This window comes from Acidocella sp. (assembly GCF_035535915.1).
Taxonomy (GTDB): Bacteria; Pseudomonadota; Alphaproteobacteria; order Acetobacterales; family Acetobacteraceae; genus Acidocella.
In genome coordinates this window covers 69,085-81,856 of record NZ_DATLPB010000081.1, presented here as the reverse complement: position 1 = coordinate 81,856, position 12,772 = coordinate 69,085, and the positions used below count along the sequence as shown (strand labels likewise).

Below are 12,772 nucleotides of genomic sequence, written 5' to 3'. Positions count from 1 at the left end.
AACTATATATTTTATAAAATATTTGTCTTTGTCAGAAAGTCAAACGGAAAGGAAGCCGTCCATGAAAATCGTCGATATCGTCGCCTATCCCGTCAGCGTGCCCGTGCCGGAACATCGCCGGGTCACGCTCGGCATCGGCACGATGGTCAAGCGTGACAGCGTGTTCGTGAAGGTAACGACAGATGACGGCCTCGTCGGCTGGGGCGAATCGCATCACGGCCGCGCGCATCTCGCCATCGCGGCCCTCGTCAACACGACGCTCAAAGGGCTCGTGCTCGGCATGGACGCGACGGACGTGAACGGCGTCTGGAGCCGGATCTACAAGTTCCAGCTTGCCAGCCACGGCATGGGCGCCGCCTGCGCCATGGCGATGAGCGGGATCGACATCGCGCTGTGGGACATTCGCGGCAAGGCAGTCGGCTGGCCGATCTACAAGCTTCTCGGCGGCACCGCGCGCGACATTCCGGCCTATGCCGGCGGGATCTCGTTGGGTTACCAGCCGCCCGCGTCCCTCGTCGAGGAAGTGGGCAGCTTCGTCGCCGCCGGCTACAAGGCCGTAAAGCTCCGCGTGGGTGACACACCGGCCCGCGATGCCGAGCGCGCCCGCGCGGTCCGCGCCGCATTCAGCGACGACCTGGTCATCCTGGCGGATGCCAATGCCGGCTATACGGCCGAGGACGCGCGGCGCGTCGTGCCCGCGTACGAGGAGGCCGGCCTCACCTGGCTGGAAGAGCCGTTCCCCGCCCATGACTGGCGGAGCTACCGCGACCTTCACGCCATCTCCCACCTCCCCCTTGCCGCCGGCGAGAACCATTACACGCGCTTTGAATTCTCCCGGCTGATCGAGGAAGGCGCCGTCGCCTTCCTGCAGCCCGACATCTCGAAGACTGGCGGCATCACCGAGACAATGCGCATCGCCGCCATGGCCTCGGCCGTCAAGCTGCCGATCCATTGCCATTCGAGCATGGGCATCAACATGGTCGCGACCGTCCATGTGCTGAGCGCGATCGAAAATTCCGGCTATTTCGAGGCTGACTGCTCAGTTGACAATCCGCTGCGCGATAGTCTTGTCAATCCGGCCGTCCGCGTGTCCAATGGCGCAATTCGCCCCAACGAAGGCCCGGGGCTCGGCATCGAGGTCGATGAGGAGATGATCTTGCGTTATCCCGGTGAGGTTGGCCCCGCCTATGTGTGACCGCGCGTAAATGGGGGCCCATCGTACGATCGGGATGACCAACTACGACATGCTGCGCGACGCGATCCGGGAGGATATCGTCGCCGGCATCTTCCCGCCCGGCTCACGCCTCAAAGTTTCCGACCTTACCGAACGCTATAATATCAGCGCCATACCGATCCGCGACGCGCTGCAGCAGCTTTGCGGCGAGGGGTTCGTTGCCATCGAGCCCAATCGCGGCGCGCGCGTGCGCGAGATCGACGCAAAGTTCCTCAACCAGATCTACGAGATTCGCCGCGCGGTGGAGAGCTACTTCGTGCAACGCCTCGCTGAGCGCGTCACCCGCGCCGACATCGCCGGGCTGCGCCGCACCGTGCAACGCCACGCCGCCGCCCTGTCGCGGCAGGATAACGGCATGGTTCACGATCTCGACTGGGAGTTTCACCGCCAGATTGTTGCCGCGACCCAGAACGAAGAGGCTTTGTCGGTCCTCGCGCGGCACTATAAAATGATCCGCCCGCTCAGGGTCCGCTTCGGCCGCTCGTCGGAGCGCAGTCTTGTGCTGGTCGCGGAGCATGACGCGATCATCGCGGCCATCGAAGCACAAGACGGCCCCCGCGCGGCAGCGCTGCTCGAGCAGCACATCGACCGCTCCCTACAGGACCTCATTCGCCTCGTCCTCGCCGGGAGGAAAGCAGCCGTTTCTTAAGAGCGGCTTAGACGCCTTGCACGGAGGGTGCCTGCAGCATCCCCGTTCGGGCCTCACCAGCAACGCCGCACCGCCTGGCACGCCTAACTTTTGCCCAACCATTTATAACGACGCCTATATTTTGCATAAAATATTTTCATTTGCGGCGGCGACGGCTATTTTTTCAACTTCTTGTGGTTGCGTCATCAAACGTCGGGACGTAGGCATTAGGCATGTGGCTGTTCTTCTTGCGTAGATTGCTGCTTGCGATACTCGCCTGCGTGACCGTCATGGTCATCAGCTTCACGCTAACGCGCCTTTCCGGCAACCTCGCCGCCTCCATTGCCGGGCCCAACGCCTCGGCCGCCGACATCGCCATCATCACCAAAAATTATGGCCTCGACCGCCCGTTGCCGGTGCAGTTCCTCGACTGGGCGCGGCACGCCGCAGAGGGCGATCTCGGCCGCTCCTATCTCTATCACGTGCCGGTCTGGAACCTGATCCGCCAACGCCTGCCAATCACACTCACGCTCGGGCTGACCGCCATCGTGATCGCACTCGCCATATCAATCCCACTCGGCATCATTGCCGCCGCGCGTGAGGGCACGATCGCGGACCGCGCGATCATGCTGGTCGCGTTGATCGGCCAGGCCATGCCGAGTTTCTGGCTTGGCCTTGTGCTGATCATTTACCTGGCGCTTGATCTGCAATGGTTCCCGATCTCCGGGGTCGATAGCTGGCGCGGCTATATCCTGCCGGCCATTGTCCTGGCCTTCTCCGCCGTGCCGGCGCTGATGCGGCTGACCCGCTCAGGCATGATCGAGGCCCTGGCCGCCGACTACATCCGCACCGCGCGGGCCAAAGGCCTCAGCCGCAGCAAGATCGTTCTCAAACATGCGCTGCGCAACGCGGCAATGCCGGTGGTTGCGATCACCGCGGTGCAGCTCGGCTACATGCTCGGCGGGTCCGTGGTCATCGAGGCGGTGTTCGCGCTGCCGGGCGTCGGTTATCTCGCCTGGGATTCCATCACCAAAAACGACTTTCCGGTGGTGCAGGCGATCGTACTGTTCCTGGCCCTCATCTACATTGCGCTCACATTGCTGGCCGATCTTGTCAACGCCCTGCTCGATCCGAGGCTGCGGCGATGAGCGCCGTGGCTCCCCTGCCTGCCATAAGGCGGCGCGTACGGTTTCCGATCCTGCGCCACAGCCTGACCTTGCTTGGCGCGGCGATCGTCGGATTCGCAACCTTCGTCGCCATCTTCGCGCCGCTTCTGGCGCCGCATGATCCGTTCGTGCAGAATCTCAATAATCGCCTGATCCCGCCGCTTTGGATGGGCGGCCAACCCGGCCATCTGCTCGGCACCGACCAGCTCGGCCGCGATTATTTCTCCCGCCTCATCTTCGGAGCGCGCATCTCGATCATTATCGGCGTTTCCACCGTTATCGCCTCGGGGCTGATCGGCATCACGCTTGGCCTGCTCGGCGGGTTCTATGGCGGCCGCGTCGACGATGCGGTGATGTTCCTGATCACCTGCCGCCTGTCGATCCCGATCATCCTGGTCGCGCTCACCGTGGTGGCGATGATTGGCAGTTCGCTCACGCTCGTCATCCTCACACTCGGCCTGCTGCTCTGGGACCGGTTCGCCGTGGTCGCACGCACCGCCACCATGCAAGTGCGCCATCTCGACTATGTCGCCGCCGCCGAAGCCGCTGGTGCGTCGCGCCTGCATATTCTGTTGCGCGAAGTGCTGCCCAACATCGCCAATCATCTGATTGTTGTGGCGACGCTGGAAATGGCGCTGGCGATCATGCTGGAAGCCTCACTCTCCTTCCTTGGCCTCGGCGTGCCGCCGCCGCTGCCAAGCTGGGGGTTGATGATCGCCGAAGCCAAGGACTACATGTTTTTCAGCCCCTGGGTGATCATGATTCCCGGCATCGCTCTGTTCGTGCTCGTGCTCGGCATCAACCTGCTGGGCGATGGTCTGCGCAACCTGCTCGGCGCGGATCGCCTGCAATGAGCGTGTCGTCCGTCAATCCGGTACTGGATATCGCCAATCTGCGGATCGCCATCGGCACGCGGGCCGAACCGGTGCGCGGCCTCTCGCTGCGCATTCATCGCGGCGAGACGCATTGCCTGGTTGGCGAGTCAGGCTGCGGCAAATCCGTCTCCGCGTTGTCGGTGATGAACCTGCTCGCCAAGGGGGTAACGCGTTCTGCCGATCATATCCTCTTTCATCAGCAGGATTTGTTGAAACTTCCTGAACGCGAAATGGCGCGGCTGCGCGGCGATAAGATCGCGATGATCTTTCAGGAGCCGATGACCAGCCTGAACCCCGCTTATACGATCGGCTCACAGATGGCGGAGGTCTTGGAACGCCACCGCCACGCGACACGGCGCCAGGCGCTCGACAAGGCAGCCGACCTGCTCGCCCGTGTCGGCGTCACCGCGCCCGCGATGCGGCTTGGCCAGTTTCCGCACCAGCTCTCCGGGGGGCTGCGCCAGCGGGTGATGATCGCCATGGCTCTCATGTGCGACCCGGAATTGCTGATTGCCGACGAGCCGACCACCGCGCTCGACGTCACCGTGCAGGCGCAGATCCTGCGGCTGCTGCAGGAGATCCAGCAGGAACGCGGCCTGGCGCTGTTGATGATCACACACGATCTCGGTGTGGTCGCGCGCATGGCACACCATGTGTCGGTGATGTATGCTGGGCAGGTGGTGGAGAGCGGGCCGGTGCAACCGCTCTTCGCCGCTCCGTCTCACCCTTATACGCGCGGGCTGCTCGCCTGCGTCCCCGTTCCTGGCGGCGGCCAGAGCGGCGCGCCGCTCGGCAACATTCCCGGCACCGTGCCGCGCCTTGCCCACGGCTTCACCGGCTGCGGTTTCCGCGACAGGTGCAGCCGCGCCGCGCCCGAATGCGCCGGTGCCGTCCCTACACAGTCGCCCGGCTCGGGCCATGATTATCTCTGCCGCCTGGCGCCGGGTTGGACCCAGGAGACGGTATGACGATTGCGATCGAAGTCACCAATCTGCACCGTCATTTCGCGCAAAGCGGCCGCGTTGTGCGCGCCGTGGATGGCGTCAGCTTCACCGTGAATACCGGCGACGTGCTCGGCATCGTCGGGGAATCCGGCTGCGGAAAATCCACGTTGGCGCGACTGATCATGGGCCTGCTGCCGCCCAGCGACGGCGGGGTGCTGGTGGAAGGGCACGCCCTCGCGGGCATGGGCCGGCGCGAACGCGCCCGGCTCATCCAGCCGATATTTCAGGACCCGTTCTCCTCGCTCAACCCACGCCAGCGTATCCGCGACATCGTCGAACTGCCGCTCGCAGCACAAGGTCATCTCTCCGCTGCGGTCCGCAAGGCGCGCGTCATGGAAATTCTCGACCGCGTCGGCATTTCGCCGGACATGGCGGAACGTCTGCCGGCGCAGCTGTCCGGCGGCCAGCGCCAGCGTGTCGCCATCGCTCGTGCGCTGGTGCTGCAGCCGCGCATCGTGGTGTGCGACGAGCCGACCAGCGCGCTCGATGTCTCGGTGCAGGCGCAGATTCTGAACCTCCTTGCCGAATTGCGGCGGGAACTGAACCTGACCCTGCTGTTCATCAGCCACAACCTCGCGGTGGTCGAGCATATCGCGAGCCATGTCGCGGTGATGTATCTCGGCCGCATCGTTGAACAAGCGCCCTCGGCGGCATTGTTCCGCGATCCCGCCCATCCCTACACGCAGGCGCTGCTCGCCTCGGTGCTCACGCCGGAACCCGGGCGCGGCATTCCCGATGTCGGGCTCGGCCAGACCGCGCCGGACCCATCGAACATTCCGAGTGGCTGCCGTTTTCATCCGCGCTGCCCAAAAGCATTTTCCGAGTGCGCGGTGACCACGCCGGATATGCATGCCTACGGCCGGCATTTCGCTGAATGCCTGCTCGCGGCAGATCGATCCGAACCGGCAAAAGCCGCAGCCCAATGCCTCGGTAGCTGACGCCGCCCGACGGGCGCTTCATGCATCCAGAATATAATGAAGTTTCGCTGGAGTCTTCCGACTCCAGCGAAACTTCGGCCCGCAGCGGAAATCTATTTCCAGGAAGAGAGATAGAAGCGCGGCAGATCGTCCGGAAATCCCTGGAAGGTCAGGTTCTTGGAAAATCCGACGGTGCGTACGTCGTTGAACAGCGGAATAAACTCGACATTCTGCGTCACGATGTGGATCGCTTGGGCGTACAGCGCCTTGCGCTGAGCAAGGTCGGAAGAGGTGCCCGCCTCCTGCAGCAGTTTCTGCACTTCCGGATCCTGCGCGTAATCATCTGCCCCGCCACCAAGAAAATACGGCATAAAGGCAGATGCATCGTTGATGGAATTGCTGCCCCAGCTACCGCCCCAGAGCGGCGTCTTGCCTGCCTGTGCCGCCGCCACCGCGGCCCCGATCTGCAACTGCTGAATCTGCAGATTGATGCCGACGGCGCGCAGATAGTCTTGAATCGCGGCATTGAACTGCGGCGGCATATAGGAAACGAGCGTGGTGGTAAAACCGTTTGGATAACCTGCCTCGGCGAGCAACTGCTTCGCTTTCGCCGGATCATACGGGTATTTCACCGCCGCCGACACATCGCAGCCGAATTCCGACGGATAGCATGGCGTATCGATCTCCTGCGAACCGCCCGGGAGCAACCGCTTCGCCATGGTCACGCGGTCAATGGCATACATCATCGCCTGCCGGACTTTGACATTCGTCAGCGGGTTATGCGCACCGGTACGACCTGCCGCGTCGATGGTCATGTAGTACACACGCATGGTCGGATAACGCAGCGCATGCAGCATCGGCATACGCGCCACATCGGCATACTGGTCCGGATTATAACCCCAGATCCAATCTGCCTGGCCGCCGAGCAGCTCGGTCATTTCCGTTGTTTCGTCGGGCACTTCGTGAATTTTTATATATTCGATCGAAGCCGGCCGACGCGGCCCTCCGGCGAAATAATGATCGTAACGTTTGAGATCGATCTCCGTGGTGCCATCCACCTTGATGATCTGATAGGGCCCGGTGCCGATCGGCGCCTGCGCATAGGCATCGGCGCCAACCTTCTCGCGGTAATTCTTCGGCCAGATCGGCACCACCATCGCCAGATATTGCAGGGCCGCCGGAGACACGCCGGTCAGCTTCAGCCGCACATGATAGGTATCGATTTTTTCCGCGCCGGCAAGAAACCGGTAATAGCTTGGAATCGCGACCTGCTTGTCGTGGATGATGTCATTGATCGTATACACCACGTCATCGGCGGTAAACGGATCGCCGTTCTGAAAAGTCACGCCCTTGCGCAGGGTAAAATCGATGGTGGTGGGGTCGACCTGGGTCCACGAGGTGGCGAGGTCAGGCTCGATCTTCCCCGTCACCGGATCACGATAGACGAGGCCATCGTAGGCGAGAAAGGCCAAGACCATGCCGGTGCGCAACGAGTTGTAATAGGGATCGACATCTGGAATCGCGTCACGCCATGTGATCCGCAGCGTGTCCTGCGACTTTTGCGCCAGCGCCGGCGCGACGATTGCACTGCTCGCACACGCTGCCAGCAGAGCTGAACGCAGCCAGGATTTAATCTTCATCGAAGCCTCGCCTCTCATATTCTTGTTCGGAAGAGATAGCAGGCATCGGTGGCGCCGCAAAACAAATCATACCTGAGAACGCCAAAAATCGGGCGCGGAGAAACCGCATTCGCGCCAAAAGAATGCAGTTATCATCCAACGTTTTAGCAAAAGCGCAAAAATGCACCACAAGATAGCGCGGACGAGAAAAAGGAAGACGCTACTTTTTGTGAACAAAAAGTAGCAAAAAAACTTTGTTTACTCTGGGCCATGGGCTTTGTCGGCGACAACGCCCATGACCCAGCATAATAAAAGTTTTTGCGCCGCTTTTTTCAAAAAGCGGCCGCTTTCCCTATCCAAGCGCTGCCAGCACCCGCGCGGTAAAGCCGTCCACCGCCTCGCCGGCGATCCAGCGCGTCACCACCACGAGGTCGAGATCGGGCTCGATCCAGACGATGCTGGCCCCGGCACCTTGCGCGAACACGCTGCGCTCGGTCGCGCTCGGATAACGTTTGCCGCCGGTGCCATTCAGCCACCACAAGAACCCGTATTGGGCCAGAGCGGGCGATGGGGTCAGCATCTGTGCCACCCAATCTGCGGCGAGGATCTGCTGCGTCCCCCAACGCCCGCCGCGGGCGATGAGCAGCCCCATGCGCGCATGATCGCGCGAGGAAATCACCATGCCGCCGCCCCAGTGTCCGCCGCCGGAAACGCTGGGTACGGATTTACCGTCCAGCTCCAGATAGGCATTCCGGTAGCCATGCCATTGCCAATCGCGGCTGGCGCCGATCGGGTCCATCACGCGCTCCTTCAGCACCTCCGGCAGCGAACGGCGGAAGCGATGCGTGAGACACGCCGCGAGCAGATTCACACGCACATCGTTATATTCGTAATGCGTGCCCGGCGCCCGCAATTCACGCACCGTGCCTTTATGCGCGCCGCCGCTGGCCGTACCACCCACCACGCGGTTATGGTCCGCCGAATCCGGCTTGCCCCACAGCGTACCCTGCCATTCGCTGGTCTGCTGAAGCAGATTCCGCCAGGTGATGCGCGCGTTATGGGAACCATCAAACCAGCCGGTATCCACGTCCTTGCCCACCGGCGCATCGAGATCCGCGATCAACCCGTCCGCCACCGCGATGCCGGCGAGCATGCCGATATAACTTTTGGTCACCGAAAACGTCATGTCGGCATGGCGCGTATCGCCCCATTCCGCGACCAATTTGCCATGCCGCAGCACCAGCCCGTTGGGCCCGCCGCGCGGCACCACAGGGCCCAGCACTTCGGCATGCTCGGCTTTGTCGCCGATATGCGCGGTGCCGATATATTGCCCGTCCGGCAGGTACATCGAGCGCGGCCATTTGCATTCATTGGCAACACTGAAGGCAATCGCCTCCTGCAGCCGGTCCGGATCGAACCCTGCTGCCGCGACGGACAGGTTTTGCCATTCGTCCCTTGAGGGAACGTCATTTTCCGTGGACATCGTCTTTCCTTTCGCGCCGCGTCAGCGTGACGCCGGTGTGTTGCCTTCACCGAGATCCCACCATAGCCCGGCAAAGGCGGCAAAGCCTTCACGGGCGATCGGGGCCAACAGATGCTCGTCCGGCCCGTGCTGTTTGCAGCCGTTATAGCTGTGCGGCACCCAGACCAGCGGCACGCCGAGATGATCCATGAAGATATCGCCCGGCAAGCCGCCTGAGGCATTCGGGATCACCTGGATTTTTTTCCCGAGGCTTTTTTCCATGCTGGCCGCAGCGAACCGCACCCAGGGATTGGCGGGGTCCGTCCGGCTCGCCGCCAGCCGCACCGCCGCCTTCTCGATCGCGACGTCCGGGAAGCCGGCGGCATCCAGATGCCTGCGCAGCACCGGCACGAAGGTTTCCGGCGGCACATCGACGACATACCGGATCTGGCAATGCGCCCGCGCCTCGCCGGCCACCGCATTGACCGGATTCTCCGGCCGGCCGGAAATCATGGCCAGGACGATAAAGCCATTCCAGCCATAGATTTTTTCCGCGGCGGTCAGGCCAGGCTCGCCCCAGTCCGGGTCCGGCTCAATCTCGCCGCCGCCGCCCACCACGCACCCCTCCAGCGCCTGTTTCACGCTCGCCGGCACACCGCCCGGCGGCAGCCAGTCGCGCACCAGAATGCGCCCCTTGCGGTCACAGATGCTGGCCAAGGCCTGCGCCAGGATCAGCGCCGGATCGGCGATCAGCCCGCCCCAATGGCCGGAATGCACTGCCCCCGGGCGCAGCGACACCACCAAATCGAAATGAAAGGTTCCGCGCGTGCCGGTCGCGATGGTCGGCGTCTCGGGCGCCACACGCGGCCCGTCAGAGGCCAGCAGCACATCGGCCGCTAACAGCTCGCGATGCGCGGCGACGAATTCGCGCAAGCCCAGCGAGCCACGTTCTTCGCTCATCTCCAGCAGCATTTTCACGTTATAGCCAAGCCGGCCCCGGCGCGCGGCCAGCACGGCCTCTAACGCCATCAGATTGATCGCGTGCTGGCCTTTATTATCGGCGGAACCGCGGCCATACCAAAGCGCGCCCTCGGGCTTCAGCACCCAGGGTGAAAGCCCTTCCCGCCACTGCTCGTCCAACCCTCGCACCGTGTCGCCATGACCATAAGTCAAGACGGTGGGCAGGGCGGGATCCTCGATGCGGCTCGCAACGAGAATCGGGCCGCCAGCCGGGTTGGAATTTTCATAAATCTCGACGGAAAATCCCATCTGCTCCAGCCAGGGCCGGATCGCCCCCTGCACATAACGCGCGACATCGGCGGCATAGCCGGCATCCTGCGAGGTACTGGGAATGTTTACCAATTCGGCCAGCTTCTGCTGGAATTGACCCTGGTCAAAACAGGCTATCGCTTGTGCAACAGCTTCTTCACGTGATCCCATTCTTCTTTGCTCCCGGCAATACGATACGGAGAAAAACCTGCAATAAACGCGCCAAAGTGTGCGTGCGTCTAGTCTACGCGGGATGGCTCAGCTTAATGCCCTCAACAAAAGCAACGAACTCGACGACTGTCCCGAACGTGTCGGCATTTGCAAGTGCAACACAGACCACCTGATGAGCGTAGCGGAAAAAGGTCCCCACCGATCCCAGTTCAAATGGAGTAAGTGGCGCGATGTCGTGGCGCGCCCGAAGTCGATACGCTTCCCGCACCTTACGCACCACATCCTCGCGCGACACCCGTTCTTGTCCAATCAGCAGGCTCGCTCTCTCTGCTACATTGAACTCGACAGGTTCAGCAGAATGCCGGAGCAATACGGCTTCGAGGGCCGAAAGCGAATATGTTAGACGCTCCATCAGATTTACAAAGGTCGCTCCGGTGCCGAAAAGCGTTACGCTCGATCTGATGGATAAGGCGAAATGGCTAAGTCCGTCGGGTCGCACAAGTTTTCCAATCGCGTCCAAGGCAGGCCGCATTTGGCGCACGACCCCATCAGGCAGTTGCCAGTTGGGTACACTACGAAGGAGATTCCGTTCGCTATAATTAAATGAGGTGTCGCCTAGAACCAGCAGATTTGACGTGGGTGTAACTTCCGACCCAAGAAGCGCATTTGCACACACGGCCGGAAAATTCGCAGCAGCAGGAGAGAAAAATCTCAGAAGATCAATCGCTATCCGGGCAAGAGCTTCGCCTTCCTCTTCAATCCGTACCGGCTCCGCTTCCATCCGATAGACCACAGCCGCCAAACCTTGCATACGTTTACGCATTTGGCCGAATAGTTGGGAAATATTCTCGTGTGATGCAGGGGCGCCAGCCAAAGCCTTGGCCTCCAAAGCGTCCATCTTAGCTTTGGAAAAGGGTGCAATTTCAGCTGGCCCCAGAAGAAAGGATGTTTCTACTTCGAGGAATGCAATCGGAGCCCAGAATTCTAGAGGCTTCACGGCCTCTTCACTCTCCGTTGATACTGCCTTGGAGAACGGTTGCGATTCCACCCCTTTGAATTTCGACTGAAGCCATTTGATCGTAATTTTTTCGATAAATGAACGGCTAAGCGCCTTTCCTGCCCATTGTGATTTCAAAACACCGTCTACGAGCATTTGTATTTCGGCGAATATGCTTTCGTCTAGTCCGAAAACGCCATCGTCCCTGTAAATGAAAGTGAACACATGACGGCCTGCCGTGTCGAAACCCCAAAAAAGGGGCTCTTCGACCATGTCTCGGTCGGTAATGGTCCCACTAATCGGGCGCTCTCCGAAAAAGGCCACGTCACGCCGATCCGGCAACTCGATCTTACGGACTTTTTTCAAAAGCTCATCCGCTGCCGCATCTAGTGCACTGCTGCGGTCAGGAGTGAAAGCATACTTGTCTTCATTTTCCGCAGTATTTTGAGGCGGCGCGGCAAGTTCTGCCATCGACGGTGGGAGCGGAAAGCGTTCGCCCATTTCCATTTGGAGCGCACGCAATTCTTCTATGTCACCCGCATGAACCTTATTAAGCTCTATTTTCAACCAATCCTGAAACGCCACTATCTTGTCAGTATACGCTTTCGCAAAAATGCGGATATCGACGAATTCGCCCGAACCTTTGATGAACGCACGCGCTGGGGGCGACCAGCCGTCCCACTCCAAGAGTTTGGCTGCACGGATGTGTATGCCTGTAGTCAACTCCCCTCCTTTAGTATGTGAGTCCGGATTTGACTGGAAATGCAAATACATTTCAGAGTCAGGCAAGCCTTTGTGCAGCATAAAATTGCGTAGATTCTGGACAAATTTCACAACGGGCTCGTTGGCAAGCTCAGCGGAAATCTTCTGTTCAAAGCGCGCCAGTACAGGTGTGTTAGCATATTGCTCACGCATAAAGACGCGCGTATGTTCTACGAGCGTGAGAGCGGCCGCGACGAAATTGTGAACCCGCCGCGTGACTTCCCTGTGCGTCTGATCACCTGCCTCTCGATTGTCTTGTGACATCAATCGCAGACCTTCATCAGGGTCGTTTACGCGATTGGCTATATCGATCAACTCTTGGGCATTCATCTGAAAAATATTCAGCGAAAACGTTCGGTGATGGGACCTGTTAATGTGTTCCATTCCGCGCGATGCTTGAATCGCATTTAGAAGTTCACCTTGGCTTTTGCCCGTTTGGTTCACTGGCTTTTCCCTACACAATAACCGGGTGCTGCTATCGCCCCTCCTGACTGGCCGAGCGACGTCAAGACTTCGGAAGTCATTATCAAATACTATCAAAGAGCCAAAAAATTGTCAGCGGGCAAAACTCAGGGGGCGGCGCACCCGGCGATGCTCGGTATTATGCAGCCTCGGCCTCAGCCCGAAGCCGCGGCGCTATTTTGGTGACCGTCCCACGGCTACAGCCA

The 12,772-nt window shown here is 60.6% G+C and carries 10 protein-coding genes; 6 read left to right on the top strand and 4 right to left on the bottom strand.

The window, feature by feature from the left end:
- Positions 1-61 precede the first annotated feature (61 nt).
- From VNC39_RS10165 to VNC39_RS10140, 6 genes are all read left to right on the top strand, one after another.
- Complete coding sequence (locus VNC39_RS10165) at positions 62-1,195, top strand: mandelate racemase/muconate lactonizing enzyme family protein (RefSeq protein ID WP_325398779.1); 1,134 nt, start codon at positions 62-64, stop codon at positions 1,193-1,195.
- A 10-nt stretch (positions 1,196-1,205) separates the two neighbouring features.
- Positions 1,206-1,883 carry a GntR family transcriptional regulator gene (locus VNC39_RS10160; protein ID WP_325398777.1) on the top strand — a complete coding sequence of 226 codons (678 nt, stop codon included), beginning with the start codon at positions 1,206-1,208 and terminating at the stop codon, positions 1,881-1,883.
- A 212-nt stretch (positions 1,884-2,095) separates the two neighbouring features.
- Positions 2,096-3,010 carry an ABC transporter permease gene (locus VNC39_RS10155; RefSeq protein ID WP_325398775.1) on the top strand — a complete coding sequence of 305 codons (915 nt, stop codon included), beginning with the start codon at positions 2,096-2,098 and terminating at the stop codon, positions 3,008-3,010.
- Positions 3,007-3,882, top strand: a complete 876-nt coding sequence (locus tag VNC39_RS10150; RefSeq protein ID WP_325398773.1) for an ABC transporter permease — start codon at positions 3,007-3,009, stop codon at positions 3,880-3,882. Before VNC39_RS10155 ends, VNC39_RS10150 begins: the two co-directional genes overlap by 4 nt.
- On the top strand, positions 3,879-4,871 hold the full coding sequence (locus VNC39_RS10145; protein ID WP_325398771.1) for an ABC transporter ATP-binding protein: 993 nt from the start codon (positions 3,879-3,881) through the stop codon (positions 4,869-4,871). The genes VNC39_RS10150 and VNC39_RS10145 overlap by 4 nt, the downstream gene beginning before the upstream one ends.
- Entirely contained in the window at positions 4,868-5,845 is a 978-nt protein-coding gene (locus VNC39_RS10140) for an ABC transporter ATP-binding protein (protein ID WP_325398769.1), read from the top strand. Before VNC39_RS10145 ends, VNC39_RS10140 begins: the two co-directional genes overlap by 4 nt.
- A gap of 92 nt (positions 5,846-5,937) precedes the next feature.
- Here the strand turns inward: VNC39_RS10140 and VNC39_RS10135 are convergent, their stop codons facing one another.
- From VNC39_RS10135 to VNC39_RS10120, 4 genes are all read right to left on the bottom strand, one after another.
- A complete protein-coding gene (locus VNC39_RS10135; RefSeq protein ID WP_325398767.1) occupies positions 5,938-7,464 on the bottom strand; it encodes an ABC transporter substrate-binding protein in 1,527 nt (508 codons plus the stop codon).
- Positions 7,465-7,795: 331 nt separating this feature from the next.
- Positions 7,796-8,926, bottom strand: coding sequence for a serine hydrolase domain-containing protein (locus VNC39_RS10130; protein ID WP_325398765.1), 1,131 nt, complete (start codon positions 8,924-8,926; stop codon positions 7,796-7,798).
- Between the two features lie 21 nt (positions 8,927-8,947).
- Positions 8,948-10,345 (bottom strand): M20 family metallopeptidase, encoded by a 1,398-nt coding sequence (locus VNC39_RS10125; protein WP_325398763.1) that lies wholly within the window; start codon positions 10,343-10,345, stop codon positions 8,948-8,950.
- A gap of 73 nt (positions 10,346-10,418) precedes the next feature.
- Positions 10,419-12,548, bottom strand: coding sequence for a hypothetical protein (locus VNC39_RS10120; protein WP_325398761.1), 2,130 nt, complete (start codon positions 12,546-12,548; stop codon positions 10,419-10,421).
- Between the last annotated feature and the right edge of the window lie 224 nt (positions 12,549-12,772).

What these genes read in the sequence shown, in the direction of transcription:
- VNC39_RS10165 (WP_325398779.1), top strand. Translation starts at nt 62, where the DNA reads ATGAAAATCGTCGATATCGTCGCCTATCCCGTCAGCGTGCCCGTGCCG.
- VNC39_RS10160 (WP_325398777.1), top strand. Translation starts at nt 1,206, where the DNA reads ATGGGGGCCCATCGTACGATCGGGATGACCAACTACGACATGCTGCGC.
- VNC39_RS10155 (WP_325398775.1), top strand. Translation starts at nt 2,096, where the DNA reads ATGTGGCTGTTCTTCTTGCGTAGATTGCTGCTTGCGATACTCGCCTGC.
- VNC39_RS10150 (WP_325398773.1), top strand. Translation starts at nt 3,007, where the DNA reads ATGAGCGCCGTGGCTCCCCTGCCTGCCATAAGGCGGCGCGTACGGTTT.
- VNC39_RS10145 (WP_325398771.1), top strand. Translation starts at nt 3,879, where the DNA reads ATGAGCGTGTCGTCCGTCAATCCGGTACTGGATATCGCCAATCTGCGG.
- VNC39_RS10140 (WP_325398769.1), top strand. Translation starts at nt 4,868, where the DNA reads ATGACGATTGCGATCGAAGTCACCAATCTGCACCGTCATTTCGCGCAA.
- VNC39_RS10135 (WP_325398767.1), bottom strand. Translation starts at nt 7,464, where the DNA reads ATGAAGATTAAATCCTGGCTGCGTTCAGCTCTGCTGGCAGCGTGTGCG.
- VNC39_RS10130 (WP_325398765.1), bottom strand. Translation starts at nt 8,926, where the DNA reads ATGTCCACGGAAAATGACGTTCCCTCAAGGGACGAATGGCAAAACCTG.
- VNC39_RS10125 (WP_325398763.1), bottom strand. Translation starts at nt 10,345, where the DNA reads ATGGGATCACGTGAAGAAGCTGTTGCACAAGCGATAGCCTGTTTTGAC.